Annotated in this window: 28 protein-coding genes; 12 read left to right on the forward strand and 16 right to left on the reverse strand. The window is 56.8% G+C overall.

The annotated features are described in order from the left end of the window. Nucleotides 1-78: 78 nt before the first annotated feature. From WCT94_RS19355 to WCT94_RS19405, 11 genes are all read right to left on the reverse strand, one after another. A complete protein-coding gene (locus WCT94_RS19355) occupies nucleotides 79-1161 on the reverse strand; it encodes a harpin HrpZ family protein (RefSeq protein WP_220273741.1) in 1083 nt (360 codons plus the stop codon). 145 nt (nucleotides 1162-1306) lie between these two features. Beyond that, nucleotides 1307-1654 carry a type III secretion protein gene (locus WCT94_RS19360; protein WP_336871262.1) on the reverse strand — a complete coding sequence of 116 codons (348 nt, stop codon included), beginning with the start codon at nucleotides 1652-1654 and terminating at the stop codon, nucleotides 1307-1309. After that, nucleotides 1647-1838, reverse strand: coding sequence for an HrpT family type III secretion system protein (gene hrpT / locus WCT94_RS19365; protein WP_336871264.1), 192 nt, complete (start codon nucleotides 1836-1838; stop codon nucleotides 1647-1649). Before hrpT ends, WCT94_RS19360 begins: the two co-directional genes overlap by 8 nt. A gap of 23 nt (nucleotides 1839-1861) precedes the next feature. Further along, nucleotides 1862-3931 carry a type III secretion system outer membrane ring subunit SctC gene (gene sctC, locus WCT94_RS19370; RefSeq protein ID WP_336871267.1) on the reverse strand — a complete coding sequence of 690 codons (2070 nt, stop codon included), beginning with the start codon at nucleotides 3929-3931 and terminating at the stop codon, nucleotides 1862-1864. Next, a complete protein-coding gene (locus WCT94_RS19375) occupies nucleotides 3924-4358 on the reverse strand; it encodes a type III secretion system chaperone (protein ID WP_336871269.1) in 435 nt (144 codons plus the stop codon). Before WCT94_RS19375 ends, sctC begins: the two co-directional genes overlap by 8 nt. Next, on the reverse strand, nucleotides 4345-4569 hold the full coding sequence (locus WCT94_RS19380; protein WP_015840423.1) for a type III secretion protein HrpF: 225 nt from the start codon (nucleotides 4567-4569) through the stop codon (nucleotides 4345-4347). The genes WCT94_RS19375 and WCT94_RS19380 overlap by 14 nt, the downstream gene beginning before the upstream one ends. A gap of 157 nt (nucleotides 4570-4726) precedes the next feature. Further along, on the reverse strand, nucleotides 4727-5320 hold the full coding sequence (gene sctL, locus WCT94_RS19385) for a type III secretion system stator protein SctL (RefSeq protein WP_336871272.1): 594 nt from the start codon (nucleotides 5318-5320) through the stop codon (nucleotides 4727-4729). 42 nt (nucleotides 5321-5362) lie between these two features. Further along, nucleotides 5363-6013: a type III secretion protein gene (locus WCT94_RS19390; RefSeq protein ID WP_336871274.1), complete on the reverse strand. Its 651-nt coding sequence runs from the start codon at nucleotides 6011-6013 to the stop codon at nucleotides 5363-5365. After that, nucleotides 6010-6777, reverse strand: a complete 768-nt coding sequence (gene sctJ, locus WCT94_RS19395; protein ID WP_336871276.1) for a type III secretion system inner membrane ring lipoprotein SctJ — start codon at nucleotides 6775-6777, stop codon at nucleotides 6010-6012. The genes WCT94_RS19390 and sctJ overlap by 4 nt, the downstream gene beginning before the upstream one ends. Nucleotides 6778-6783: 6 nt before the next feature. Next, nucleotides 6784-7155 carry an EscI/YscI/HrpB family type III secretion system inner rod protein gene (locus tag WCT94_RS19400; RefSeq protein ID WP_336871278.1) on the reverse strand — a complete coding sequence of 124 codons (372 nt, stop codon included), beginning with the start codon at nucleotides 7153-7155 and terminating at the stop codon, nucleotides 6784-6786. Nucleotides 7156-7221: 66 nt separating this feature from the next. Continuing rightward, complete coding sequence (locus WCT94_RS19405; RefSeq protein WP_009112561.1) at nucleotides 7222-7428, reverse strand: Hrp pili protein HrpA; 207 nt, start codon at nucleotides 7426-7428, stop codon at nucleotides 7222-7224. Between the two features lie 345 nt (nucleotides 7429-7773). On the opposite strand from WCT94_RS19405, the gene WCT94_RS19410 reads away from it, so the two are divergent. Beyond that, a complete protein-coding gene (locus WCT94_RS19410) occupies nucleotides 7774-9369 on the forward strand; it encodes an EAL domain-containing protein (RefSeq protein ID WP_336871279.1) in 1596 nt (531 codons plus the stop codon). Nucleotides 9370-9452: 83 nt separating this feature from the next. On the opposite strand, the gene WCT94_RS19415 is transcribed toward WCT94_RS19410, so the two are convergent. The 4 genes from WCT94_RS19415 to WCT94_RS19430 all read right to left on the reverse strand — a co-directional run bounded on the left by WCT94_RS19415 (nucleotide 9453) and on the right by WCT94_RS19430 (nucleotide 13829). After that, nucleotides 9453-10523, reverse strand: a complete 1071-nt coding sequence (locus WCT94_RS19415; protein WP_336871280.1) for a sigma 54-interacting transcriptional regulator — start codon at nucleotides 10521-10523, stop codon at nucleotides 9453-9455. 370 nt (nucleotides 10524-10893) lie between these two features. Further along, complete coding sequence (locus WCT94_RS19420; protein ID WP_336871283.1) at nucleotides 10894-11535, reverse strand: response regulator transcription factor; 642 nt, start codon at nucleotides 11533-11535, stop codon at nucleotides 10894-10896. A gap of 36 nt (nucleotides 11536-11571) precedes the next feature. Beyond that, nucleotides 11572-13041 carry a PAS domain-containing sensor histidine kinase gene (locus WCT94_RS19425; RefSeq protein WP_336871286.1) on the reverse strand — a complete coding sequence of 490 codons (1470 nt, stop codon included), beginning with the start codon at nucleotides 13039-13041 and terminating at the stop codon, nucleotides 11572-11574. A 242-nt stretch (nucleotides 13042-13283) separates the two neighbouring features. Then, nucleotides 13284-13829 carry an RNA polymerase sigma factor gene (locus WCT94_RS19430; RefSeq protein WP_319847864.1) on the reverse strand — a complete coding sequence of 182 codons (546 nt, stop codon included), beginning with the start codon at nucleotides 13827-13829 and terminating at the stop codon, nucleotides 13284-13286. Between the two features lie 327 nt (nucleotides 13830-14156). Between WCT94_RS19430 and sctW the strand changes: the two genes are divergently transcribed. Genes sctW through sctU form a run of 11 tightly spaced genes read left to right on the forward strand, consistent with a single transcriptional unit; the run spans nucleotide 14157 to nucleotide 24701 of the window. Further along, nucleotides 14157-15365 carry a type III secretion system gatekeeper subunit SctW gene (gene sctW, locus WCT94_RS19435; protein ID WP_336871287.1) on the forward strand — a complete coding sequence of 403 codons (1209 nt, stop codon included), beginning with the start codon at nucleotides 14157-14159 and terminating at the stop codon, nucleotides 15363-15365. Further along, the gene (gene sctV / locus WCT94_RS19440) at nucleotides 15362-17464 is read left to right on the forward strand and encodes a type III secretion system export apparatus subunit SctV (RefSeq protein WP_336871288.1); all 2103 of its coding nucleotides are present in this window, start codon (nucleotides 15362-15364) and stop codon (nucleotides 17462-17464) included. The genes sctW and sctV overlap by 4 nt, the downstream gene beginning before the upstream one ends. A gap of 9 nt (nucleotides 17465-17473) precedes the next feature. Next, nucleotides 17474-18409 (forward strand): FHA domain-containing protein, encoded by a 936-nt coding sequence (locus WCT94_RS19445; protein ID WP_336871289.1) that lies wholly within the window; start codon nucleotides 17474-17476, stop codon nucleotides 18407-18409. Continuing rightward, on the forward strand, nucleotides 18409-19776 hold the full coding sequence (gene sctN / locus WCT94_RS19450) for a type III secretion system ATPase SctN (RefSeq protein ID WP_336871291.1): 1368 nt from the start codon (nucleotides 18409-18411) through the stop codon (nucleotides 19774-19776). The genes WCT94_RS19445 and sctN overlap by 1 nt, the downstream gene beginning before the upstream one ends. Further along, the gene (locus WCT94_RS19455; RefSeq protein ID WP_336871293.1) at nucleotides 19766-20203 is read left to right on the forward strand and encodes a type III secretion protein; all 438 of its coding nucleotides are present in this window, start codon (nucleotides 19766-19768) and stop codon (nucleotides 20201-20203) included. The genes sctN and WCT94_RS19455 overlap by 11 nt, the downstream gene beginning before the upstream one ends. Continuing rightward, nucleotides 20200-20745 (forward strand): type III secretion system HrpP C-terminal domain-containing protein, encoded by a 546-nt coding sequence (locus WCT94_RS19460; protein ID WP_336871295.1) that lies wholly within the window; start codon nucleotides 20200-20202, stop codon nucleotides 20743-20745. Before WCT94_RS19455 ends, WCT94_RS19460 begins: the two co-directional genes overlap by 4 nt. Further along, nucleotides 20742-21884: a type III secretion system cytoplasmic ring protein SctQ gene (sctQ, locus tag WCT94_RS19465; RefSeq protein ID WP_336871297.1), complete on the forward strand. Its 1143-nt coding sequence runs from the start codon at nucleotides 20742-20744 to the stop codon at nucleotides 21882-21884. The genes WCT94_RS19460 and sctQ overlap by 4 nt, the downstream gene beginning before the upstream one ends. Beyond that, entirely contained in the window at nucleotides 21881-22534 is a 654-nt protein-coding gene (gene sctR, locus WCT94_RS19470) for a type III secretion system export apparatus subunit SctR (RefSeq protein WP_319847872.1), read from the forward strand. The genes sctQ and sctR overlap by 4 nt, the downstream gene beginning before the upstream one ends. Before the next feature lie 7 nt (nucleotides 22535-22541). After that, nucleotides 22542-22802, forward strand: coding sequence for a type III secretion system export apparatus subunit SctS (sctS, locus tag WCT94_RS19475; RefSeq protein WP_015840440.1), 261 nt, complete (start codon nucleotides 22542-22544; stop codon nucleotides 22800-22802). A gap of 6 nt (nucleotides 22803-22808) precedes the next feature. Further along, a complete protein-coding gene (gene sctT / locus WCT94_RS19480) occupies nucleotides 22809-23609 on the forward strand; it encodes a type III secretion system export apparatus subunit SctT (protein ID WP_336871299.1) in 801 nt (266 codons plus the stop codon). A 12-nt stretch (nucleotides 23610-23621) separates the two neighbouring features. Beyond that, complete coding sequence (sctU, locus tag WCT94_RS19485) at nucleotides 23622-24701, forward strand: type III secretion system export apparatus subunit SctU (protein ID WP_336871302.1); 1080 nt, start codon at nucleotides 23622-23624, stop codon at nucleotides 24699-24701. Nucleotides 24702-24711: 10 nt separating this feature from the next. Here the strand turns inward: sctU and WCT94_RS19490 are convergent, their stop codons facing one another. After that, nucleotides 24712-25638 carry a LysR family transcriptional regulator gene (locus WCT94_RS19490; RefSeq protein WP_336871305.1) on the reverse strand — a complete coding sequence of 309 codons (927 nt, stop codon included), beginning with the start codon at nucleotides 25636-25638 and terminating at the stop codon, nucleotides 24712-24714. Nucleotides 25639-25750 lie beyond the last annotated feature (112 nt).

The raw sequence follows: 25750 nt of genomic DNA on the forward strand, positions 1-25750 counted from the left end.
TTACGGCAACAATAATTTCGGCCTAATGCATAACGAGAGAGCAGCGCTTCCGCCCTGCTCCCCGTTGTTTTTTTCGCTTTAGCTGGCGAGCTTTTGCAGCCCCATATTGACGATGCGGTCACCAATCATGGCCGCATCAATACCCAGAGACGAACCGCCATTGCCGCGAGCATTCAGGTTGGTATTGCCGGTATCACCGGCGACCGCGCTCTTGATCATGCCGACCGCTTTCATGAATTTATCCATGCTGCCTTTGGTCATGCCGTCGTCATCCGGTTTGCTCAGCGCTTTCGCCCAGGATTTGTCATCCTGCTTCGCCGTCTGCCAGTTATCTTTCTGATATTCCGGCTTACCGAAAACTTCAGGATATTGATCCATAAACTGACCAATTTCTTTCGCCATCGCCCGATCTTCTTTATCCACGAAGTAACGAGTCGGACTGTCATTGTGCGTGCTGATGTTGTTCAGCTCCTGCAAACCGGCTTTTTGCCCAACGCTCATCCCCAGCGTGCTGCCCAGTTGATTGAATGCGCCCGCGCCACTCAGGCCTTGCAAACCGTTGTTACCCAGTTGCAGCGGTGAAGTTTGCCCTTTCGCCTGGCTCAGGCCGTTGCCCAAAATGGCGGACAGTGCATCGTTAACGCCCTGGGTATAGGCAGAAATTTCCGGCGACGCCGGCTGCTTGTTGCCGAAAAGCCCACCCTGTTGCTGCGACATGCCGCCGCCCAGCAGATCTTCCAGTGCGCTAAACAACAGGCTGCCCATCATGGCCGATGGATTCATGGCATTCATACCGGCACCCAGCGCGCCGCCCAATCCACCGCCGAGCGCACTGCCCAGACCGCTGCCGAGGCTACTACCGAGACCGCCACCCAGGCCACCGCCCAGCAAGCCGCCACCTAATCCCCCCAGGCTGCTGCCCAAACCGCCGAGCCCACCGCCTAAACCACCACCCAGGCCGCCGCCCATCAGGCTGCCCATGAACATCATGGTCGTCATAATATCAGACAGCTGTTCTGCGATGTTGCTACGCTGGCCACCGAACGCCGACTGCGACGGCGAACCGCCCTGTTGTGAAGATTGAGATTGAAATAAACCGCCGTTACCGCCCGCCTTGATCGTGATTTGCAGAGAGGTTCCGCCACCAAGAGAATTAAGCATAATGTTTCCTCAATGAGTAAATGGGTTATGAAAGCGCCAATGGATGTGCGGTCAGCCCGCGTGATTGTGACACTCCCCCATTAAGTGATTTTCTTGCCTGTCCGGTTCCCGTCTTATGCACGAAAACACACGACTTTTTCACGGTTCAGCGCGGCGGCAATCCGGCCAAACGCCAGAGTTCATCGATCGCCACGACCGACTCACTCACGGTGGATAGCATGCGGCGTATGCGCAGATGTTGCTGTTCATCCAGGCTCAGGCTACAAGCTGGCAGCGCGTCAGCCTCCAGAAAACGGCGTTGTAAAATTTGCCGCAGCATTCCGGGGTAATGTCGGGCAGGAGCCAACGTTAAGATGAGCGCCGCCTGGCGCGCCGAGACCGCCGTAAACCACAGCGTGACGCCCGGCTGTACGACCCAGCAGGCCGTCGGTATATTTTCCAACGCCATGAGAAAATCATGCTGATTGTCGAATACCGCCGCTACCTCACTCATCCACGCTAACCCTGCTGTAATCCGCCGGGCCGCTCCGCAGATCGGGCTGCCACCAGATGATGAGCTGTCGCGTTTCCGGCTGTGGACGACAGGTGACGGAGGCGCAGTTAGCGGCCTGCCGCGGTGCATTGCAGGCGCTCAGCAAGAGAGCGATCAGCGCGACGGACAGTGCTTTGTCGTTCATGAGAATGTCCTTGGTTAATTTAACTATCGGGATGTCAGCACATGACGCCGGGCTGGTTGAGACGCTAACGCGGGCTGTAACGCCAGGAACACTTCGCTGGATTCCCCCGGCGCCAACGTCGTTTTTGGCCACACGGCTACTGCCAGCGTACGGCTACTGGCGCAGGCGGCTTCATCAAAACGCTGCGGCTGTGTTCCGCCATTGCGCACGACGCCGACGCTCAGGCGTACCTGACCGTTGTCGTACCACTGATAGCGAGAGCTGTCGTAGATCAGGCCCGATTGCGAGCGACACACCTCGCCCAATCGTGCGCCGCTACTGCCGCTCTTAAACCCAGCGGGCAGTTGACGACTCGCGAGATCGCGAAAGGCACCTTCAATCAGGCTATAGAGGTCCGTTTTACCGTTGCGCTGCGCGACGCGGTTCATCGCACCGTTCAACTGCTGGCGATTGGCGGAGGAAACATAGCGTGTGGGATCGGTCTGATCGCCGACAAGGTGCGGCGTCAGGATAAACAGGCGTTCACGGCGGGAGACCTCATGGCGCGTCGAGGTAAACAGTTTCCCCAACAGCGGAATATCCCCGAGGATCGGAATGCGACGATCGCGATCGCCGCTCTCCTCAACGTGGAAACCACCCAACACCAGCGCACGGTTCTCACCAATCAGCGCCTGCGTGCTGACGGTGCCCCGCTTCACGCCCGACGCCTCACCTTCGCGCCCTGTCTCGACCTGACCATCTTCGATATCGATAACCAGTTGGATGCTGCGCTGTGTCCCTTCGCCGACCACGCGCGGCGTCACCTGTAGGCTGGTGCCGGCGGTCACCGGTTGAATCTCTGCAACACGTTCGCCTGTCGCTGTGATGAACGCCGTCCGGCTGAAATCAACAATCGCGGGCTGATTCTCCAGCGTCAGCACGGAAGGATTGGCGACAATCGAGGCCGTTCCTTCTCCCTCCAGAGCCTGAATATCGGCGAAGAAGCGTTTGAAATCGCTGACAAACAGGGTGCTTCGCCCCATCATCATGGTACTGCCCGCGCTCACATTGCCGAGCTGCGCCTGCCAGTTCGCTTCCAGCCGTGACATGGCGGTTCGATCCACATCCAGAATAATGGCGTCAATGTTGACCAGATTTTGCGGTACGTCGATGTGTTCGACGAGCTGCTGATACTCCGCTCGGCGTTTTTCATCATCCCGAATCAACAGCGCGTTATTGCGTACATCGGCGGAAATCTTGCCGCTTAGCGTCACGCGGTCCGATGCTTCCCCACTGCGCCCCGGGTTATTACGGGTCGCCAGCCGGGTCATCAGCGAACGCGTACTGTCCCGCATCGCTTCCATGCCCGTATCCGGCTGCACAGGCATTGGCCCCGATGCCCCCGCTGGGGCCGCACGCTGACCATCCATCAGCTCATTGAGAATGGTCGCGACGCCGGGAATGGTGACCTTCTGATCGCGATATTGCAGCGTCCGGTCGGATACCGAGGCATAGCGCAAAGGAAAAATCATGACCTTGCGCCGTTCATCCTGTTTTTCTCGCTGCTGGCTGAAATTACGGATCAGATCGATGTACGCCTGCGGACCGGTGACCAGCACCACGCCTTCTTCAGGCAATTCCCCCCAACCGAAGCGCGTATCAAGCAGCCCGATACCGCTGAGTGCCTGTTTGATATCGGGCGCCGCATCCGGGGAAATCTCCAGCCGCACCGACGCCTGTTCATCCTGCGGGCTGACATACAGCGCATTGTTATAGACGAACCACTGAAAACGGTGCTCCAACGCCAGCCTGTCGAGGAACAGCGCAGGGTTTTCCGCCCGAATTTTCGCCGTGACTTCAGTATCCGCAATATTGCCCAGTACCAAGTCCACACCATGACTGTTGGCAAAATCCGTCAGAATCGCAGACAGCGGCGTTTGTTCGGCAGAATACGCATACGCCCCCTTGTTCCAGTCGGCTGGCGTAGCGGCGTGCGCCAATGCAATCATCCCGTTCACCGGGATAATCCCCATTAGCACCACCGCCCAGCAAAACCAGCGATAGACCGCCAGCAAAATGCTATACGATCGATGACGCATCAGTCCTTTACGCATGTCGTTCTCCTTGCAAAAAAGCCAGCGTGTTCAGATTCAATGGAGCAGAAACGGGCACCTTTGCGCGCGGCGTGAGCATGCTCAGCCAGACGTCCCGTTGATTCAGTAGGGTTTCCAGGCTGCGACAGAGCTGCATGACATCGTCGGCATCGGGCCGCATCCAGAGCCAGAGCTGTTCATCCTGCGGTGAGAGCGACAGGACGGCGGTGTCATCCTGAAACTGGGCGTGGGCGGCTTCAGCCAGTTGCAAGGCTCGCGCCAGCATCGGCTCATCCGGCAACGCACGCAGCGGAATGGCTGCGCGGCACGCCACGCCCGATGACTGCCGCACCATCGCCACCGCGCCGCCGTCAATCTCCAGCTTCAGCGTCGACGTTCCACCGTTTAGCCACCGCTCCAGCATCGCGGCCAACTCAGTTGAAGTCATTGATGATGGCCTTTGCCAGACCGTGTTTAACACTCAACAACTGCCCGACAGCCCAGCTGGCATTGGAATAATCCATGCTGGCTTCAAAAAAGGCGTAGCTATCCGCCTGACTGGCGCCACCTTCGGCAACATTCAGCGCAATATCATCCAGTTGTTTCTGCGAATCGACCAGGTGCGCGTCAAGACGACGCTGGATTGGGTTAAGGGACATCGCTCGCTCTCCTCATAAGGTAGTTTCCTCACAACACAGGTTTTGGTCGTTGACCTGACGTTTTGGCCGTTAACCTAGTGGGTTATTGACCTGATAGTGAGTGGCTAACCCCGGCGTGCAGTTCCCCTTGTCAGTCGCAATTTTGTCAGCCGCCATGTCACATCGCGGCAGAATACTCCGGCGGCATGAGCTGTTTTACCGCCTGCCGCCAGCTCAGCGACATCACGCCGTGCGCGGTAATTAGCTTCATGGCATCGCTATCCAGCGCCTCATCGCTGGCGAGACGCCACTCCAGATGCGCATGCGCATCCAGCCAGTTCTGTACATCGGCAAGCTGGGCGGGATGGCAGTACAGCGTTCCCCGGCTTTCCCCCTGCTGTTGTTTTAGCAACTGCCGCAGTAAAGCGTGATGGCGTGACGGCGCAGGTGTTTTATCCAGCACATGTGCCAGCGCATCGCGCAGCAGCTGTCCGGCTTGCGTAATCACGATCTTCTCCAGATGCATTCGATCTTGCTGAATCCCCTGCAATAGCGCGTTTGCCTGCTGCCAGAATTCCGCTTCTGCGTGTTCTACCGCCTGCTCACAGAGCGTTCTGGCACGTTCATGCGCCTGCGCCACGATCGTATCGGCCTGCGCACTGGCCTCTTCCCAGAGAGCCCGACTGCGCCGATGCGCCGCGACCTGCTCCGCCGGAATAATCACCGTTTCATCGCGACTGGCACCGGGTAATGTCACAAACGTCTTCGTCATCAACATGCTTCGTCCTTAGCAAAATGAATAGAAATGGGAGGGTTATGTGGAGGCCGAGGCTTTCCAAATCAGGGCATCGCACAGCGCATTGAGTCTGGCTGCGGGCACTGACACCGTCGGGATATGGCACTGATTGTCCCCGTCGCAGGGCCAATCGCGTGGAAAAAGCAGCCGCAGGTGCGGCCAGCACGCTTCCCCATAGCGAATACGCAGCAGCAGTAACGCATCCTGACAGCCAGTTGCAAAGGACTCCGACGGCGATGGTGCGGAAGATGGCGCGGAAAAGGTAACCTGTGCCGGTAACCACAAACCCGGCCGCAATGCCTTTGCCAACCGCTCACACCATATGCCCTCCGCATCAGCGCGATCCGGGTTACGCATGGGCTGACACACCCGCGCCATCAGGCGTAATACCGTTTCGCGCTGCGCCGTATCCAGCGCCCCTATCTGCATCAGTGAAACGTGCATCAGTGAGGCAAACGGGTCCGGCGGCGGTAGAGAAAAATGGCGATGAAGCTGGGCTGCGTTCACGTGCAGCCAGTCACGACGCTGCGGCGACTCAGGCAACCTCACCTTCCCGCGCCACCAACTGGGATCGGCCTGTAACAGGCAGTCCTTTACCCACCAGGTCAACCATGCCTGCGCGGTGATGTCACCCGACTCGCGCCCTGTGCTTTGCTCTTGTGTTGTCATTGTGACGACGGCGCTCCCGCTTTTTTCTGCTGCCATTGGCGCAGGTAAGGCGTGCCAACGCGCCAGCCTAATAGCCCAGCGAGTAGCAGACCGAACAGCCCCGCACTCCACTGCCAGCGCCGCATCTCATCCGGCGTGAGCGTGAACGGCCCCAGCGAGACAACGGGGATCGTGTCCTGATACGGTTCGGCCGGAACAAAGACGATCGCCAGCTCTTTATCATCCTTACCGGACAGGCCGGGGATGCTGCTGGCCACCATGCGGCGAATGCGTGGCTCCATCCCATCAGGCTCCAGTTCGGCACGGTATTTGATAAACACCGCCGCCGAGGCGGGTTGAACCGGCTCGCCAGGGGCGATACGCTCAGGTAGCACCACATGCACCCGCGCTACCAGCACGCCGTCAATCTGCGCCAGCGTCGCCTCCACTTCCTGCGACAGGGCGTAGATATAGCGGGCACGCTCCTCCAGCGGCGTCGAGATCACGCCACTTTTCTGAAAAACCTCGCCCAGATTGGTACGCGATTGCTTCGGTAAACCCGCCGCATTGAGAATATTGACGGCACGTTCCATGTTTTTTGCATCGATCACCAGCGTGACGCCGGTTTTATCCACCCGTTTCTCCGCGCCGATCTGATAGCGGCCGAGCATCGAAATCGCTTCGTTGGCATCGTTCTCCGACAGCCCGCGATTCAGCTCAATCGGCTCGCCGCAGCCAGCCAATAGCCCGATCAGCAGAAGAAACACTCGCTTATCGATTTTCATAGGCCGCTACTGTAAGTTGGTGAGTTTTTCCAGACTTTGCACACTTTTCGCCACCAGTTTGGCGCTCAGCAGACTTTCCAGATAGAACGATGACAGCGTTCGGGTCGCATCCAGTACATCCTTGGGATTATTGGAACGCATCGATTGGCTGACATCGCGTTCGGCGGATTTGAAGACGCCGTTCAATCCCTGAGATTTTTCCGCCAGTGCGCCCAGCCACTGACTATTACCGCTTTCTGCCGTCACTGGCGCTGATGACAGCGCCGCGCTAAACCAGGACACGTCCTGATTATTGGCGGAGAAGGAAAAAGACGTGCCGTTATCCGCCAGCAGCGCATCCCCCGACTGAGACAGCGTGGTGGCCTGATTGATTTTCATGGTGTGGATTCCATCGCGGAGGGATAAAATAAAGCCGGAGCAAAGCTCCGGCTCGTTCACTCACAATCAGAACTGGATAGCTTTCGCCGCTTTCTGCCCGGAGTTCAGTGATTTGGATGCGGAATCCATCTGACCATCCAGAATGGAGTTTTCCGTATCCAGCGCAATTTTCTGTGCCTGAGCGCCTGCTGCACGAGTCAGAGAACCCGCCATTGCGGTATCCAGAGTCTGAGAAGCCGCCTGAGATGCAACCTGAGAAAGTCCTAAAGCCATGATATATCTCCAAATATGATGAATGTTTACGGTGGTGAACTGTCATGCTGTACATACAGTCATCTTGTTCATTCATTAAGTGGGAGAGCGGGTCAGTGAGTTCCAACAGAAAGGAAATTCTTTCAGCAATGGCAATTCAAGAGGAAGAACTAGCCTGGTTTTATCTGTGTTTCCGGCCGTTAGTTATCATAGATTTTCTTTTAAAATAATAAAAAGCGTTATTACTTTACCGAAAGGCCGTATGTTGTTTCTGATTTGCAGGGGCGTTTTACGCTGTGTAACTGGCAAGGATGCGATATCTGAACCTATGCCGTACTATTCTCGTCACGCTGCCAGATGGTCGCTATGCTCACCTTAACTACCAACACCGGATTGTGGTTCAGACTTGTTTTGATTTCGTTTGCCAGCGCGTTGCTGGCGCTGTTTATTGGGCAAGGCATTTTAGCCCGGCTGGAACAGACGCAGTTGCAGCACTACAGCCAGGACGTGCTCGATCAGGGGATCGCCGTCGCCAATGAGGGCCGGGAGACCATCAATAGGGTGCTGATGCTGAACAACGCCCCGTGTTCAAGCGCCGACCTGAAAGAATTACGCCTGATCTCCTTTTACTCCGTTTATCTGCGTGATATCGGGCGTATCAAGGACAACTATCTCATCTGTTCTGCGGGCTGGGGCATTCTTAACCCACCGATTTATCTGCTGCCGCCGAACCTGACGACGCCAGAGGGCGTGCAGCTATGGACCGCGATGAAAGACGTGGTTGATCCACGTATTACCGCAGATATGGCAAGCCTCAACGGCGTGGTCACGATCACCGCTGCCGCTGCATTTCGCCGCTTCATTCATCCGCCAGCCGAATACAGCGCAATACTCCTCACGCGTAATCTGGATCATGTCTATCAGACCTTTGGCAATATCGACCTTCCCGCATTTAGACAGACACAGCAGCAGCATAACGCGTGGCTGACCATGGGAAAACGCCAGACCTTTTTCTGCGCACCGGACCGGAATATTTGCGTATTGGCGCAGTTGGATTCCGCCGGAATCCTGTCTCGTCCGTGGTATATCATCGCCGCCCTGTTTTCTGTCGGGGCGCTCATTGGCGCCAGTTTTACCCTGTCCTATCAGCTCTACGACGATCGGCACCATGCTTTGCCATCACAGTTAAAACGCGCGATCAAAAATCAGTGCCTTCAGGTACATTATCAGCCGTTAATCAGTCTGCCTCAGCGCACCATTATTGGCGTAGAAGCCTTAGCTCGCTGGAAAAACGAACGCGGCGACAGCGTGTCGCCGGAATATTTCATCAATATTGCGGAAGAAATGGGCTATTCAGATGAGCTAACCCGCATCATTACGCGTCAGGCACTGCGTGATATGCAGCCGTACCTCACGCAGGAAACCCCTTTTCTTCTCAGCATTAATCTGTCCGTTTCCGACATTGTTTCGCCGGATTATCATTGCTTCCTACAGCAAATGTGTGACGAACTGGGGATAGACAGAACGCGCATTATGCTGGAACTCACCGAGCGGTCGAGTACATCCCATAAGACGCTGGCAGATGGCCTTGAGGCCTTACGACGCGCGGGTTATAAGGTCGCGCTTGATGATTTCGGCACGGGCTATTCCAACCTCGACTATCTGAGCCATTTACCGTTCGATATGATCAAGATCGACAAGATTTTTGTCGACGCCATCGGCACAGGCACGGTGAATGCCGCCATGGCCGACCTGTTATTTACCCTCATCAAAAAACTCGACGTCCCGGTGATCATCGAAGGGGTAGAGACACGCGAGCAAGCCGCCTACATCCTGCAACAGTGCCCGTCGGCGATTATGCAAGGATGGTATTTCAGTAAGGCGGTGGCGCTGCACGATCTACCGGATATCCATCACTACCCGTGTCCGCCGATAGAAAAAATGCCGATAGAGACGGTGTAACCTGAAAGCAGGCCAACTGGCAAAAGTCGGCCTGCCGTCATTCGCTACCGCACCCCGTTCCGTAAACGGCGGAGAGTCTGCCCTCATGCCTGACAGGCTTCCCCGCCCCCTGCACACATTTCTCGCGCCGTCACATTCAGCACTTTCAGGCGGTGATAAAGCGTCCGCTTGGGAATCCCCAGCTCCACAATCACATCGTCAATACAGTGGTCGTGGCGGCGTAGTGCATCCTGAATCAGAAATTTTTCGATCCGCTTTAATCGATCTTTGAGTTGTAAAGGACGCGGGTGCAGCAGCGGCTGAACCTCAGCCAAAGGCGACAGCCCCAGCGCCCAGCGATCCGCCGCCGCTTTCAGTTCGCGGATATTACCCGGCCAGCTGTGGGTCAGTAGCTGCTCGTAAATTTCTGCCGTCATCGGCGGCAGCGTCATTTTCAGGCGTACCGCCGCTTCGTGACTAAAACGCTGAAATAACGGCAAAATGAGATCGCTGCGGGAGCGCAGCGTCGGCAGTTGAATTTTTACCGTATCAAGACGGAAATAGAGATCGCGACGAAAAAGTCCTTTTTCCACCAGTTGCAGCAGCGGCGTTTGCGTCGCCACAATCACACGCATATCTACGGGAGTAAACTGGGTACTCCCCAAGCGCTTTACGCCGCGGCTTTCCAGCACGCGCAGCATCTTGGCTTGCAGCGTCATGGGCATACTGTCGATCTCATCGAGAAACAGAATCCCCTTATCTGCACTTTCCAGATACCCGGCGCGAGAGCGGTTAGCGCCGGTATAAGCACCGGAGACCACCCCGAACAGTTCACTTTCGGCCAGATTTTCCGGCACGGCGGCGCAGTTCACCGCCACCAAAGGGCCACTGCACCGTGAAAGCCGATGAATGCGATTCGCCAGCGTGTCTTTGCCCGTACCGGTTTCACCTTCCAGCACAATGTCGACATTAAGCGGAGCAATAACATTGATGATGGGTGACAGCGATGAGTGAATATCATCAGCCGTAGAGGGGGAAAATCCCGACGGCGACGGGGAATAGTCTAATGATGCCCGACGATCTGTTGATGACGCGTTCTCTAAGAATGAATGATCGAATGATAAATGCTCGGGTGATGAATCGTGCTGTCTGTCCTGACGGTAATGATTATTCATTGACTACTCCTGGAGCCCAAACGGGCTAACTGACTGCCTTCCATAACGTGGGGGGTCCCACCGATCATCCGTGACGTTTCTCCGCATAACGCACACCGATTCCTCCCCGGTGGAACGATGACAAGCATTACCGTCATTGAATAATGAAACCATCAGGCATCGCTGAACATCAGGTAGGAATTCCAGAGCAATTTGTAGGGAAATACCTACAAAAAAACGACCAAAGCAAGAAAAAACAGCCCATTAGCCTTTCAAATAATACGCAGGAAATCGAAAGGATATTGTTAGGAAATCGTAAGCCTCAATAAAGGGATTCAGCGACTGTTGAATCCCTTTTATCTTTTCTCCTTTTCGCAGCGGGTTCCCACTGCTAGGGAATCAGCTTCTTACTGACGACATATTTAACAATCTCCACATTGGTGCTGAACTGCATTTTTTCCATCAGACGCGCCTTATGAGTGCTGACCGTTTTATTGCTGATGGCCAGCTCATTGGCGATGGCATTAATGCCCATCCCCTGCGCAAACATAATCATGATCTGGTGCTCTCTGGCCGTGAGTACATCGTGCTCGGCTCTGCCACCCTCTGTGTAGTTGGAAAACACCAACTGCTCGGCAATCGTGTGGTCGATATAGCGAGCCCCCTGTGCCACACGTCGGATCGCCGACAGTAGGGCTTCCGGGTCTTTATCTTTGGTGATGTAACCTCTGGCACCGCTCTTCAGCGCATGCTGTGCAATCTGTGCCTCGCTATACATGCTGAGCACCAGAATCGGCAGACGCGGATACTGTGCCACCACGCGTGAAATCAGTGCTTCACCGCTGATACCGGGCATCGACATATCCAGCAGCAGCAAATCGGGCGTCACGCTGCGCAGTTGTGCCAGTACCTGTGCGCCATTGCCGGCTTCGGCAACGACGCTCAGCGACGCATCCAGCGCGAAGATCTGCTTGAGCCCTTCACGCATGATGACGTGATCGTCTGCGATCATTAAACGTATTGGTTTGCCCATCGCTCATTTCTTCCTTTTGTTGTTCTTATCCCGCGATTAGCGGGTATAGCCATTTTTAGGAAACGTTAGCTGCACCAGCGTGCCTTTCCCTGGCGTACTTTCAATGACAACTTCGCCTCCCAGCATTCGCCCTCGCTCCTTCATGCTCATGAGTCCGAAGGCGTTTTTATTTTTGGCGTGGGCATCAAAACCTTTACCGTTGTCCTTGATGCACAGCACCACGTAGTCCTGCTGGTTATCCAGTGTGATGAGCACCTGTGTAGCCGCGGCGTAGCGCGCCACGTTAGTTAATGATTCCTGCACGACGCGAAAGGCTGCCGTAGTGCTTTCGTCATTGAGCGCCAGCGGTTCCCCCGGCGTACGCAGCAGGCAGGTGGCGCTGTAGTGTCGGTTAAATTCGTCGCACAGCCATTCCAGCGCGGGCGTCAGTCCCATATTCAAGACATTCGGCCTGAGCCGGGTTGAGACGTTACGCACCACCTGAATCGTTTGGTCAGCCAACTGCATCAGCTTTTGCAAATGCGTTTGCATGTCGGGGTTTTCCTTGGCAAAACACATGCGCATCAACGACAAACTCATGCGGATCGTGGTCAAATGCTGCCCCAGCTCATCGTGAATTTCCTGCGCGATATGCTTACGTTCTTCCTCACGCGATATCTCGCGCTGGCGCGCCAGCAAACGCAGTTGCATATGCGAATCAGCCAGTTTTTTCTCCGCATACCGAATCGCGGTAATGTCCCGTCCTACGGTCAGAATCGACACCAGCGCGCCATGCTGGTCAAACTCCGGCACACAGCGAATATGGTGAATACTTTGATGGCGCTGCTCGCCTCTCCCCCGCGACTCCATCACTTCACCTTCCGCGCTGCTGCGGGTATCAACCACCTGCTGCACCAGCTGTTCCATACGGATTGCACACCCTACACCGGGCATTAACTCCGTAATCATACGGCCGCGAAGTTGCTCTACGGTGAAATCCAGATGTTTCAAACTGGCCGCGTTGGCGTACAGGCAATTCAGGTTGGGATCGAAGCGAATAATCAAATCCGGCGTGTTCTCAACCAGCGCACGAAATTCCTGCTCTCGCGCGTAGGCTAACTGTTCAATATGTTTACGTTCCCTGATATCTCTGACGACACACATGCTGTAGCTACGTCCTCTGTGTTGGAAATGTGTGAGATTAACTTCTACCGGAATAGTCATGCCGTAGCGGGTGAGGTGTCGGGTTTCAAACGTGGTACCCACGCCTGATTCGTACTCCTGCAGCCAGTCCGGTGACCGATGATCGGCGCTCCAGAACGGGTCGATGTCGGCAACGCTCAGATGCATGAATTCCGTAATGCTGTAGCCCAGTGTCTGGCTGGCGGCCTCATTGACATAACAAAAACGCTGATCTTGATTGACGATATAAATCGCGTCCTTGATGCGACCAAATGCAAAATCCACCAGTTCCAGCTCGGGAGCCTTGGTTTTTTCATCGGAACGAAACGGTTGGGTGAACATCATTGCCATCTCCTTATTTTGAATTAAGACACTTGTGCAGCCACCCGCCGTGCAGGTAGCGCGATACGGCGTCTCAACATTCCAGAAGATGGACAGGAAACCCTGCAACGGCATAAATGCGACCTGATATCACGGCGTGCGACCCACTCACTGAGCGGCAACCGCCACCTTGAGCAAGGCGGTTACCACAGCAGTCAGTGAAAAACGGTAGGTGCAGGCTCGCTCTTTCGTCCCGTGAAATGCCGTCAGGACTCAACGGCCTGACGGATCACCCCTCGGGCACGAGACAGCCGTGACCGCACCGTACCGATGGGGATCTCCAACTGCAACGCGAGATCCTGATAGCTGGCATCGGTATCCAGCAACTGCATCAGCATCTGACGGGTATCCTCAGGCAGTGAGACGATGGCATCCATTGCGCGTTTCAATGCCCGCTGACTTTCGGTGATAGCACCGGGATCGAGATCTATCGCGATGTGTTCCAACATCTCATCCCCCATTTCCTGAGCACGCTGCCGTGCCTGCTTGAAATAGTTGCGCACCAGATTGAGGGCAATACCGAATACCCACGTCTCCGGCCGCGATGCTCCCGCAAATTTATCCTGATGTTTGAGCACTTCCAGATAGGTCATTTGCTGTAAATCCTCAACGTCGTCATGGTTGCTGACGCGCTTGCGGATGAAGTTATGCAATTTCTTTCCGTGTTGACGAAACACCTGTTCCCAATCGACAGCGAGCGCCGGGTAAAGCGAAGGGGTCTGTTCGATGTGTTTCAGGGTAGACATTTCCATTTGCTGACTCTCCGTTGTTGTGCCCCATTGGCAAAAACGGAAGAGCAAGCCTTGTGCCAGCCCGGAATTGTTTTTATCATACTGATTTTTAATCAGTTATTTTTTAACTTATCTTTTATCGTGCCATTTTTTGCCAGTGTCCACAGCACGAAATTGCAAGTTATTGCAATCAGTAAAACGGCATTTCACCCAATCCGCCATCAAATTCGGCCTGCTCCGATGACTTCACGCGGGGGAACCCATTCTTTTCAGATTCCACACAGCAATACATGTATCTCGCTGCACGTTCACACCACGACACGTAGCCGACTTATTCAGGATGACACCATGATCAAAATGCCGACTGTCCTTCCCTCCAGCAACGCCCTACCGCGCCCTGTCGTCGTGGATGACGACCCCGTGCCGCAGGCCGCAGTGCAGCAGACCAGTTCTCACCATGCGTCTCCCGGTTCGCCGTTATCTACCTCAATGGAAGAAGTAGCAATGGCGTTTGGCGAACAGGCTGAGCGGAGAAGTAAATCGCTGAATCGGCGTCAAATCGCCCAGCAGCCGGAGGCGCGCGCCACTGCGAATGTCGAGCGGATTGAGAAACTGACGGAACTGTTCAGGATGCTGGAAAACCCGTCGCAAAGTACGCTCGATCAGCAACTGAGCCGCATGCGCGATCTGCTGATGCAGAAAGGTTCGCCGTCGCTTGACGCCGTTCTGGAAGCCGCAGGCAACGATCCGGCGCGCGGCGATCTCCTGCTGCGCCACATCCAGCAGCAGTCTTCCCAACAGCCTGAGCTGACCGCTGCGGCGGAAAGTGCGTTACAGCAGTTGCATCAGGAGAAAGGGCCGGAAGTCCGAGCCGGTCTGAATACCGCGACGGCCATTGCGTTGTTCAGCACCCAGCCGGAACAAAAACAGGCGATGCGCGATCTCTACTACCAGAAAATCGTGCATCAGCAATCGGCCAGTGCGCTGCTGGACTCTCTTTTGGAACGCTTTGATGCAGCAACCTTTTCCATTGGGCTGCGCACGTTGCAGCGGGCGCTGGCGGCGGATATCGCCTCGCTGACGCCCTCTATCTCGAAAACCGTTCTCAGCAAAATGCTGAGCAACCTCAACGATTCCCGCCACCTGAGCCATACGCTGTCATCCAGTCAGACGCTGCTCACGCGGCTGGCGAACAAAGTGCCAGCCTTTACGCTCGGCGCCGTGGAGCTGACCCGCCGCCTGATTGGCCTGAGCGCCAACGGTGCCTATGCCCGCGACCTGCATAATCTCGGGCGGGAAGTCGCCGGGACGCAGGTACAGCATCAGGCGATGTTTTTCAGCGCCCTGCTGCCACTCGTCAGCGACCTGCCGCATCCGCTGTGGCGAGACAGTAAAAACCGGCAAACGGCGCTTCAACTGATACGCGGCATGATTGGCGATATCGCCCAATACGAAAAACAACAGGTCAGTAATTCTCAGCATAACGAACGGGCGCCGCGTGACGCCGCATCGCCGCAAAAACAGGACGCGCGCGACTCGGATAAGGAGCAGCCATGAATCTGCTGATTACCTGGCTGAACCGTATTGCGCTGAGCGCGATGCAGCGCTCCGAGGTCGTTGGTGCGGTCATCGTGATGTCTATCGTTTTCATGATGATCATCCCGCTGCCTACCGGCCTGATCGATGTGCTCATCGCGCTCAATATTTGCGCCTCTTCCCTGCTGATCGTACTGGCGATGTATCTGCCCAAGCCGCTGGCCTTCTCGACGTTTCCGGCTGTGCTGCTGCTGACCACCATGTTCCGGTTGGCAATCTCCATTTCCACCACGCGCCAAATCCTGCTCCAACAGGACGGTGGCCATATCGTTGAGGCCTTCGGCAATTACGTGGTGGGCGGGAATCTGGCGGTCGGTCTGGTGATCTTTCTGATTCTGACGGTGGTGAACTTTCTGGTGATCACCAAAGGCTCCGAGCGCGTGGCCGAGGTGGCGGCACGCTTCACGCTGGATGCAATGCCCGGTAAACAGATGTCCATCGACAGCGATCTGCGTGCGGGATTAATCGAAGCCCATCAGGCGCGGCAGCGGCGCGAAAATCTGGCGAAAGAGAGCCAGCTGTTCGGGGCGATGGACGGCGCGATGAAGTTCGTCAAAGGCGATGCCATTGCGTCGCTGGTTATCGTGTTCATCAACATGATCGGCGGTTTCGCCATCGGCGTGTTGCAGCACAATATGGCCGCGTCCGATGCCATGCACGTCTACTCGGTTCTGACTATCGGCGACGGACTGATCGCCCAGATCCCAGCCCTGCTGATCTCGCTGACTGCGGGGATGATCATCACCCGCGTCTCAGCCGATGGGCAAAAAGTGGATGCCAATATTGGTCGGGAAATCGCGGAACAGCTCACCAGTCAGCCCAAAGCGTGGATCATCTCCTCCATCGGCATGTTTGGCTTTGCGCTGCTGCCGGGGATGCCGACGCTGGTGTTTGTCGCTATCAGTCTGGCGTCGCTCGGCAGCGGTCTGTTTCAGCTTTGGCGCATCAAGCAGCAAGGTCAGTTGGATGCCAGCCAGTCGGAGGCGGACAACATGCCTGCCGAACAGAACGGCTATCAGGATCTGCGGCGTTTTAACCCCACGCGCGCCTACCTGCTGCTATTTCATCCGGTCTGGCAGGGGCAGCCAACGGCGACCGCTCTGGTACAAAATATCCGCCGCCTACGTAACAAACTGGTCTATCGCTTCGGTTTTACGCTGCCGTCTTTTGATATCGAATTCAGCGATCGGCTGGCAGAGGATGAGTTTCAGTTTTGCGTCTATGAAATTCCCTACGTGAAAGCCACCTTTGTCACCGATCGGTTGGCCGTTGCCAGTGCTGCCGTTGAACAGGTTGATACCACGCTTGCTACACCGGGTCCCACGCTGCGGGATGAAAGCCAATGGCTCTGGCTGCCGTTGGCTCATGTTGCGCAGCAACCCGACGACGTGCCGCGCTGGACGGCGGATGAACTGATTCTGGCGCGTATGGAGCAGGCTATTCATCGTACCGGTTCACAATTCATCGGCCTACAGGAAACCAAATCCATTCTGGCCTGGCTGGAGAGCGAACAGCCGGAATTGGCGCAGGAGCTACAGCGCATCATGCCGCTCTCGCGTTTCGCCAGCGTACTGCAACGGCTGGCGTCCGAACGCGTGCCGCTTCGATCGGTGCGCCCCATCGCCGAGGCGCTGATTGAAGTCGGCCAGCACGAACGAGATACGCTGGCGCTGACCGACTACGTGCGTCTGGCGCTCAAATCGCAAATTTGCCACCAGTACAGCGACGAAAACAGCCTTGCCGTCTGGCTGCTGACGCCGGAAAGCGAAGAGCTGCTGCGTGATGCGCTGCGCCAGACGCAGAACGAAACCTTCTTCGCCCTGACACAGGACTACGCCTCAACGCTGCTCGGCCAACTGCGGCAGGCGTTTCCGCCGCTCTCGTCGCAGCGCAGTCTGGTGCTGGTGGCGCAGGATTTACGCAGCCCGCTGCGTACGCTGTTACAAGACGAGTTTCACCACGTTCCGGTGCTGTCCTTCACCGAACTGGAATCCACCCTGTCGATCAACGTCATTGGACGTCTCGATCTTTACGACTCCCCCGACCCCTTTAGCGCATAGGAACACATCATGTTTGAATTACGCGTGCTGACTGGTTTACATCGCGGTGCGGCGCTGCCGCTCTGCGGAAACGCCTGGCGCATCGGTGCGGCCGATGATGCCGATCTCGTGCTCTACGATCCCGGCATAGCGCCGTATCACGGTCAGTTGGAGAAGACCGCTGACGGCTGGACGCTTAGCGCACAGGATGGCGCCTTGTGTAATGCGGAAGGCCATACCATCGAACACATTGACGCTCTGCCGCCCGGCACGCCGTTTGCGCTGGGGCAGATTTGGCTTTGCATTGTCGCAGCCGATACCCCTTGGCCTGACGACAGCGAAACGCCCCCGGCCGTAGAAGAAAACGTGTCCCCTGCGGATATGCCCATCGATGAACCGTCGGATCATGTCGCCGCACCGATTCCTACGCCTGCCCCCACGCCACGTCTGCCGCTGTGGGCCAAAGCCAGCTATCTGCTGCTTGGCGCGCTGCTGCTGGTAATGGTAGGCAGTTGGCAGCTACAGGAGAGCGTCGCGATGCCTGCCGCCTCGCCGCCGCAGGATACCCGTAAACCGCTCAGCACCCTGCCACAGCTGGAAAGCACGCTGCGCATTATGTTGCAGGAGCGGGAACTGAGCGCGGCCGTGAAAGTGGCGGCGTATCAGGATCGCCTCACGCTTACCGGACAATTAACGCCGGACGATCAAAAAAAGCTGGAACGGATGCTCGCTCAACTCCACCAACGTTATAGAACCGCGCTGTCCGTGGATAACCGGACGCAGTTGAAAACGGAGCAACTGCCGTTTCAGATCGTTCAGGTAACCAGCGGGTCGCGCGCCAACGTCGTCACAGCGGATGGCCAGCGCTTTTTCATCGGCGATGAGATCGACAACCTGCGTCTGGTGAAGATTGATGAGCACCAGATTGAATTCAGCGGCAGACAACAGATAACGGTGAACTGGTAATGCAGACGCAACCTTCTTCTTTTCCCCTGATCGACCAGTGGGTCGCACAACAGCGCCAGCATCTGGCAGCCTATGCGCCCGTGGAGAAAAAAGGCCGCGTCATGGCCGTCAGCGGCATTCTGTTGGAATGCAGCCTGCCGCAGGCGCGCATTGGCGATCTGTGCTGGGTGGCCCGTCAGGACGACAGCCAGATGATGGCCGAAGTCGTAGGGTTTAGCCCGAACAATACCTTTCTCTCCGCGCTCGGGGCGCTGGACGGCATCGCACAGGGTGCCGCCGTGACGCCGCTGTATCAGCCGCACTGCATTCAGGTGTCGGAACGTTTGCTGGGCAGCGTGCTGGACGGGTTTGGGCGGGCGCTGGAGGACGACGGTGAGAGCGCGTTTGTCGAACCCGGTCATGCCATAGGCCGCACACAGCCGGTGCTGGGCGATGCCCCACCGCCGACCTCCCGCCCACGCATCAGCCAGCCGCTCCCCACCGGACTGCGCGCCGTCGATGGCCTGCTGACCATCGGCCAGGGGCAACGCGTCGGCATCTTCGCCGGTGCGGGCTGCGGCAAAACCACGCTACTGGCCGAACTGGCACGTAATACGCCGTGCGACGCCATTGTTTTCGGGCTGATTGGCGAACGTGGCCGTGAACTGCGCGAATTTCTCGATCACGAACTGGACGATGAACTGCGCAGCCGTACCGTGCTGGTGTGTTCCACCTCTGACCGCAGCAGCATGGAACGTGCGCGCGCGGCGTTCACTGCCACGGCTATCGCCGAGGCTTACCGGGCTGAAGGCCGTCAGGTGCTGCTGATTATTGATTCCCTGACGCGCTTTGCCCGCGCCCAACGCGAAATCGGCCTGGCGCTCGGGGAGCCACAGGGGCGCGGCGGACTGCCGCCGTCGGTCTATACGCTGCTGCCGCGGTTGGTCGAACGCGCCGGACAAACGGAAGACGGTGCCATCACCGCGCTCTATTCGGTGCTGATCGAGCAGGACTCCATGAACGATCCGGTTGCCGACGAAGTGCGTTCGCTGATTGACGGGCACATCGTGCTCGCCCGACGGCTGGCGGAACAGGGGCACTATCCGGCTATTGATGTGCTAGCCAGTTTGAGCCGCACCATGAGTAACGTCGTAGATACCGATCACACCCGCAACGCGGGCGGCGTACGGCGTCTGATGGCGGCGTACAAACAAGTTGAGATGCTGATACGCCTCGGCGAATACCAGCCCGGGCATGATGTGCTGACCGATTCCGCCGTCAACGCCCATGCAGAAATCACCCAGTTTCTGCGTCAGTCGATGCGTGAACCGATGCCTTATGGCGTGATTCAACAACAGCTCGCCGGAGTCAGCCGCTATGCCCCATAACACCGAACGCGATGCCGAGTTACAGACCGTGTTGAACCTGCTGATGCCGATACGCCGTCAACGCTTAAGCCGCAGCGAGCGCCAACAGCGGCAGGAAGAACAGCAGTTGATCCGCATTGCGGAACAGCAGCGCCATCATCAGGAGCAGGTCGATGCGTTGCAACAGGCCAGCCAGACGCAGCGCGACCAGTTTGCCCGAGACACTCAGGGGCAACGCCAAACGCTGGAAAATCTGAAAAAGCGCCTTGCCGCCGAACAGCGCTTACTCGGCGAGATAGCGGCAGAAACGCAACAGGTACAAGCCACGCAACAGCAACATCACGATCAGCAGCGTCAGGTTGATCGCGCCCGAGATGCCACTCGCCAATGTCAGAAAGCGGTGGAGAAACTGGAATATCTGCTGACGTTACCTCAGGAGCACGTATGAATAACCGACAGATTGCGTCATCCGAATCTACGGCGACGCAGAACGCGCAGGCCGTGCTGCACGGCAAATCCTCTCGCGCAGACGGCCCGCAACACCACTCACAGCCCGATCCACAACATAGCGATTTCTGGGAGGCCTTCACGTTCTCAGACGGTTTTGAGGACGCGTTCTATCAGGACGCGCCTATCGCCTTAGCGCCGGGTGGTGCCCTCAATGCCCCGTTGCCGTTGCAAAATGAGGCACCGGACAGCCCACAATATGTGACACCGTCACCGTGGCAGCCGTTGCAATGTGAGTTGATTGAGGCGATGGACAACATCTGCGCCCCGCCGTTTGCCTTTAGCCTGCAACTGCCGCAGTTGGGCGATATCGATGCACGCTTAGCCACGCTGGTGCCGCGCGGCTGGGATATTTCTCTGCGTTTTAGCCGGGAAAGCTACCACCAGTTAAAAGATCGGCGCGAAGCCTGCCGCCATTCGCTCGCCAGCGCGCTGGACTGCCCGATAAACCTGCGTTTTGACGCCAGAGAGTATGAGCGATGAGTTCAAATTCCTCACACATTCAACCGCTGACACTGCCGACCCTGCGTGCGCAGCATGCCCGTATCCGATCGGTATTGGCCGCTGGGCTCGCGCTGCCGTTTACCCGTGAAGGACGGGCGGGCCGCCTACATCTTCAACTGACGAACGAATGCGTGCTGGCAGAGGAATCGTCCACCACGCAGGCCAGCAACTGGCGTAGCGACATCGGTAATATCGCACTGACCGATCCGTTCCCGGTACTCAGCCTGCTGTCGGACTGCCCGCTGCTGCCACTATCTGAAGACGATGATGCGGCACAGGAGTGGTACTGGACGCTCTACAACCAGTCGCTCAATCCCGCCCTGCGCGCGCTCGTCGGGGAGATTTATCCGCTGGGTATGGGTCATGAAACGCCGCACGACAAGGGTGCCGCCCTCTGTGCCTGGCTTTGTGTTAGTTGGAATGGGATTACCGTGCGCAGCAGGATGCAGGCCACAGATACTGTCTGGCTGGCATTGTTTTCTCGCGCAGGCTGGTACCGTCAGCGCCACACGCTGCCAGCCGGAATGGCTATCGCTATTCCGCTCACGCTGGCTGATGCCGTGCTGCCGCTGTCCGCGTTACTTCGCTTGCGTACGGGCGATCTTATTCTTCCTAACCGTCCGTGGTTTACCCCCTCCGGCGAGGGAACGCTGTCATCCGGCACGCTACGCCTGCGCGGCACGCTACAGCTCACGGAGCTCGCCCCCTACACCTTTACCGTTACCGACATGGAGACTGTCCCAATGCCCTCGTCCGCTACCGACACAATGTTCGCCGATCCCCACACGGAGGCATCGGCATTTGAATTCACGCAAGAAGGTGACAATGTCACCGAAAATTTACCGCCGCTGCCGGTCACCTTACATATTCGCTGCGGCAGCCTGACGATGACGCTAACGGAATTGCAGCACCTTGCCAGCGGTAGCGTGTTAACGCTGCGCGACGTGGTGCCGGGACAAGCCTGGCTGTATTACGGCGATATCGCTCTGGCGAGCGGCGATCTGGTCGATGTGGAAGGCCGACTGGGGCTACAAATTACCCAGCGCTTTTCCGCACCAACACCGCGTTTGCCACTAACGGATGAAGAACACGCCGCCGAACCGGAGCTGGCCCCATGACCTCCGGCGCGTTCGACCCGTTGATGTTTGCGCTCTTTCTGGGCGCCCTCTCCCTGATTCCACTGATGATGATTGTCTGCACCTGCTTTCTAAAGATTGCGATTGTGCTGTTGATCACCCGCAACGCCATCGGGGTACAGCAGGTACCGCCCAATATGGCGCTGTACGGCATCGCGCTCGCGGCAACGCTGTTTGTGATGGCACCGGTGTTTCAGGACGTCAGCAAACGCGTGCAGGAAAAGCCGCTGGATATGACCGATATCACGTCGCTTCAGGCCAGCGTGACCTACGGACTGGAACCGCTGCAAACCTTTATGTCACGCAACGTTGACCCGGATATCCTCACCCACCTGCATGAGAACAGCCTGCAAATGTGGCCTGCGTCGCTATCCGAAAAGGTCAATACGCAAAATCTGCTGCTGGTGATCCCGGCTTTTGTGCTGTCGGAGCTACAAGCCGGGTTCAAAATCGGCTTCCTGATTTATATCCCGTTTATCGTCATCGACCTCATCGTCTCCAACGTGCTGCTGGCGCTGGGGATGCAGATGGTTGCGCCAATGACGCTGTCGCTGCCGTTAAAGCTGCTGCTGTTCGTGCTGGTGAACGGCTGGACACGACTGCTCGACGGCCTGTTTTACAGCTATCTGTGAGGCCGCGATGGAAATAATCACGCTTTTCCGTCAGGCCATGGTGATGGTCGTGCTGCTCTCGGCGCCGCCGCTGCTGGTTGCGGTGATCGTCGGCGTGCTGATCTCGCTGCTACAGGCGGTGATGCAGTTGCAGGATCAGACGCTGCCCTTCGCCGTCAAACTGATTTCCGTCGGGTTGGCGCTGGCGCTCTGTGGGCGCTGGATTGGCGTAGAGCTGATGCAGTTGGCTATTACCGCGTTCAACATGATTGCGCAGACCGGGGTATAAATTCGCATGATCGCCACCATTCAGCACGTTTACGACTTTATCATCGCCATTACGCTCGGCATTGCCCGACTGTATCCCTGCTTTATTCTGGTGCCGGTTTTTTCACTCAACGTGCTGAAAGGGATGATGCGCAACGCAGTGGTGATTTCCCTGACGCTGCTGCCTGCTCCCATCGTGCAACAGCAACTCCTGCTGACGCCGCTGTCCTGGCCGATGCTGCCCGGCCTGCTGTTGAAAGAGATCATTGTCGGGCTCCTTATCGCGCTGATTCTGGCGATGCCGTTCTGGCTGTTTGAATCCGTCGGTGCCCTGTTCGATAACCAGCGCGGCGCGTTGATGGGCGGCCAACTCAACCCTGCACTGGGCTCGGACGCCACGCCACTCGGCCACCTGCTGAAACAGACCCTGATTCTGCTGCTGATTATTGGCATCGGCCTGAAAGGACTAACGCAGTTGATTTGGGACAGCTACCAGATCTGGCCGGTGCTGTCCTGGCTGCCCGCACCGGGTGAAAAAGGGTTTGAAGTCTACCTCAGCCTGCTGGCTGATACCTTTACCCATCTGGTGGTGTACGCCGGGCCGCTGGTCGCACTGCTGCTACTGTTGGAATTCAGTATTGCGCTACTCAGTCTGTATAGCCCGCAGCTTCAGGTCTTCGTCCTCTCCATTCCGGCTAAATGTCTGGTCGGAATGGCGTTTTTCATCGTCTACCTGCCGGTATTACAGTATCTGGGCGACGACAGACTGAAGGGACTACCGGATCTTAAGCACCTGCTCCCACTACTTTTTACGGCATCAAGCAGCTAATCAGGCGGAACCATGAGCGAGAAAACGGAACAGCCCACAGATAAAAAGCTCGAAGACGCGCGCCGTAAAGGGGAAGTCGGACAAAGTCAGGATGTGCCCAAGCTGCTGATCTGCGTCGGTCTACTGGAATGCGTGTTGGCGTTAGCGGACAGCACAATGGGAAAACTCCAGACGCTGGTGCAACTGCCGCTACAACGGCTGGATGCGCCGTTTGCGCAGGTGGCGAAAGAAGTCTTTCATGATGCCGCCGTGCTGGCAGGCACGCTCTGCCTGCTAGCCGCCGCAATTGCCGTCTTGCTGCGCGTGGTGGGCGGCTGGATCCAGTATGGCCCGCTGTTTGCGCCCGAAGCGCTGAAGCTCGATCTCAATCGACTGAACCCAATTAACCAGTTCAAGCAGATGTTTTCGATGCGCAAGCTGGTGGAAATGCTGACCAATATCCTGAAGGCCGTGGTGATCGGTACGGTCTTTTATAAAGTGGTGGTGCCGGAACTGGAAGCGCTGGTCGAATTGGCCTATGGCGATCTCCACGGTTTCTGGCAAGGGGTTAAAGCGCTGCTGACGCGTATTGCCCGCACCACGCTGACGGCGCTGTTAGTGCTGTCTGCACTGGATTTCGGCCTGCAAAAATACTTCTTTCTCAAGCAGCAGCGCATGAGCCATGAGGATTTACGCAACGAGCACAAGGATTCCGAAGGCGATCCCCACATGAAAGGCCATCGTAAATCGCTGGCGCATGAACTGATGAACGAACCCGCCGCGCCGCGCCCCAAAGCCAAAGTCGAAGACGCCGATATGCTGCTGGTTAACCCAACACACTATGCGGTGGGACTTTACTATCGCCCCGGCAAAACGCCGTTACCGCGCATCTTGTTTAAGGGGGAGGATAGCGCGGCGCAGGAGCTCATCGCGCAGGCGAAAAAAGCCGATATTCCAGTGATTCGCTTCATCTGGCTGACCCGTACGCTGTATCGCACTACGCCGGAAGGCCATTACATTCCGCGCGAAACGCTTCAGGCCGTCGCGCAGGTGTATCGCGTCCTGCGCCAGCTCGAAGACGAGCAGAAACGCGACATTATCGAGATGGAGTAACGGCGGATTGTTAGCTTTCCGCGATCTGACTCAGATAATATGCTTCCCCCTGACGCAGTTCCGCCATCATGAAATCCAGGAAAGCCTGCTGCTGGGGTGCATGAGCTTTCCCTGCCAGCGTTTGGATCTGAAGTGAACGCTGGTCAAGCTGCCTGATATTCAGCGGTTTCAGGCGCATCGGTTCCTGTAAGCACTTGTACATCACGGAATAGAAACTACAGGCGGTCACCGCACCCGGCGTGCTCATCGCATAGTAATAAAGCGTGGTGAAGTTGTTACAGCACAGCGTCGGTTCCAGAAAGGTGCCGTTCATGCGGCACGAGAGGTCAAACAGTTGGCGTAGCGTAGTAGAGGGTTCCGGAAGCGCCAGCGGGAAAGGATGCAGATCGGCCAGTTGGATAGACTGCTGCGCCAGTGGATGATCGTCAGACATCAGTAACATCAGCGGCGCAGGCAGCGCCAGTTCCACATTCACGCCCTGCTCGGGCGCCAGCGCAAACTGGAGCGCGATATCCACTTCACCATTGCGGATCATTTGAGACACCTGCATCGCCGAGTCCACTTTCAGCGCAAAGGTGGTATCCGGGTCATGCTGACGAAAACGCGCAAACAGCGTCGGCAGCAGATCAAACGCCATCCCTTCCGTACAGCCGATGCGCAGCAGCGCTCGACGACTCGCCTTCAGCCCCTGAATTTCCGCCACGGCAGCATCCATGTCCATCATGCTCTTGCGCACATGATTTTCCAGAATGCGCCCGGCATCATTTAACACCATGCCGCGCGCATGACGTTCGAACAACGGCACGCCGATGCGTTCTTCCAGCCGCTGGATTTGGCGGCTGATCGCAGACACGGCAACAAACAGGTGCTGACTCGCGGCGCTGAGCGAACCGGTGGTGGCAACCACCAGAAAATAACGAATCTCGGTGCTGTGCATGGCGGCATTCCTTTCAGACATCGCGGGGGATTGGCAGGTTTATATTAAAAGCAAAGCTTAATTGCAATTTTTATTATTGTTGCAAAGCTCATTTTTTCTTTAAATATCGGTA

Source organism: Pectobacterium sp. 1950-15 (assembly GCF_037136835.1).
In the GTDB taxonomy this organism is placed as follows: Bacteria; Pseudomonadota; Gammaproteobacteria; order Enterobacterales; family Enterobacteriaceae; genus Pectobacterium.

Coding starts and splice junctions, on each gene's coding strand:
- WCT94_RS19355 (WP_220273741.1), bottom strand. CDS start 1,161: ATGCTTAATTCTCTTGGTGGCGGAACCTCTCTGCAAATCACGATCAAG.
- WCT94_RS19360 (WP_336871262.1), bottom strand. CDS start 1,654: ATGAGTGAGGTAGCGGCGGTATTCGACAATCAGCATGATTTTCTCATG.
- hrpT (WP_336871264.1), bottom strand. CDS start 1,838: ATGAACGACAAAGCACTGTCCGTCGCGCTGATCGCTCTCTTGCTGAGC.
- sctC (WP_336871267.1), bottom strand. CDS start 3,931: ATGCGTAAAGGACTGATGCGTCATCGATCGTATAGCATTTTGCTGGCG.
- WCT94_RS19375 (WP_336871269.1), bottom strand. CDS start 4,358: ATGACTTCAACTGAGTTGGCCGCGATGCTGGAGCGGTGGCTAAACGGT.
- WCT94_RS19380 (WP_015840423.1), bottom strand. CDS start 4,569: ATGTCCCTTAACCCAATCCAGCGTCGTCTTGACGCGCACCTGGTCGAT.
- sctL (WP_336871272.1), bottom strand. CDS start 5,320: ATGACGAAGACGTTTGTGACATTACCCGGTGCCAGTCGCGATGAAACG.
- WCT94_RS19390 (WP_336871274.1), bottom strand. CDS start 6,013: ATGACAACACAAGAGCAAAGCACAGGGCGCGAGTCGGGTGACATCACC.
- sctJ (WP_336871276.1), bottom strand. CDS start 6,777: ATGAAAATCGATAAGCGAGTGTTTCTTCTGCTGATCGGGCTATTGGCT.
- WCT94_RS19400 (WP_336871278.1), bottom strand. CDS start 7,155: ATGAAAATCAATCAGGCCACCACGCTGTCTCAGTCGGGGGATGCGCTG.
- WCT94_RS19405 (WP_009112561.1), bottom strand. CDS start 7,428: ATGGCTTTAGGACTTTCTCAGGTTGCATCTCAGGCGGCTTCTCAGACT.
- WCT94_RS19410 (WP_336871279.1), top strand. CDS start 7,774: ATGCTCACCTTAACTACCAACACCGGATTGTGGTTCAGACTTGTTTTG.
- WCT94_RS19415 (WP_336871280.1), bottom strand. CDS start 10,523: ATGAATAATCATTACCGTCAGGACAGACAGCACGATTCATCACCCGAG.
- WCT94_RS19420 (WP_336871283.1), bottom strand. CDS start 11,535: ATGGGCAAACCAATACGTTTAATGATCGCAGACGATCACGTCATCATG.
- WCT94_RS19425 (WP_336871286.1), bottom strand. CDS start 13,041: ATGATGTTCACCCAACCGTTTCGTTCCGATGAAAAAACCAAGGCTCCC.
- WCT94_RS19430 (WP_319847864.1), bottom strand. CDS start 13,829: ATGGAAATGTCTACCCTGAAACACATCGAACAGACCCCTTCGCTTTAC.
- sctW (WP_336871287.1), top strand. CDS start 14,157: ATGATCAAAATGCCGACTGTCCTTCCCTCCAGCAACGCCCTACCGCGC.
- sctV (WP_336871288.1), top strand. CDS start 15,362: ATGAATCTGCTGATTACCTGGCTGAACCGTATTGCGCTGAGCGCGATG.
- WCT94_RS19445 (WP_336871289.1), top strand. CDS start 17,474: ATGTTTGAATTACGCGTGCTGACTGGTTTACATCGCGGTGCGGCGCTG.
- sctN (WP_336871291.1), top strand. CDS start 18,409: ATGCAGACGCAACCTTCTTCTTTTCCCCTGATCGACCAGTGGGTCGCA.
- WCT94_RS19455 (WP_336871293.1), top strand. CDS start 19,766: ATGCCCCATAACACCGAACGCGATGCCGAGTTACAGACCGTGTTGAAC.
- WCT94_RS19460 (WP_336871295.1), top strand. CDS start 20,200: ATGAATAACCGACAGATTGCGTCATCCGAATCTACGGCGACGCAGAAC.
- sctQ (WP_336871297.1), top strand. CDS start 20,742: ATGAGTTCAAATTCCTCACACATTCAACCGCTGACACTGCCGACCCTG.
- sctR (WP_319847872.1), top strand. CDS start 21,881: ATGACCTCCGGCGCGTTCGACCCGTTGATGTTTGCGCTCTTTCTGGGC.
- sctS (WP_015840440.1), top strand. CDS start 22,542: ATGGAAATAATCACGCTTTTCCGTCAGGCCATGGTGATGGTCGTGCTG.
- sctT (WP_336871299.1), top strand. CDS start 22,809: ATGATCGCCACCATTCAGCACGTTTACGACTTTATCATCGCCATTACG.
- sctU (WP_336871302.1), top strand. CDS start 23,622: ATGAGCGAGAAAACGGAACAGCCCACAGATAAAAAGCTCGAAGACGCG.
- WCT94_RS19490 (WP_336871305.1), bottom strand. CDS start 25,638: ATGCACAGCACCGAGATTCGTTATTTTCTGGTGGTTGCCACCACCGGT.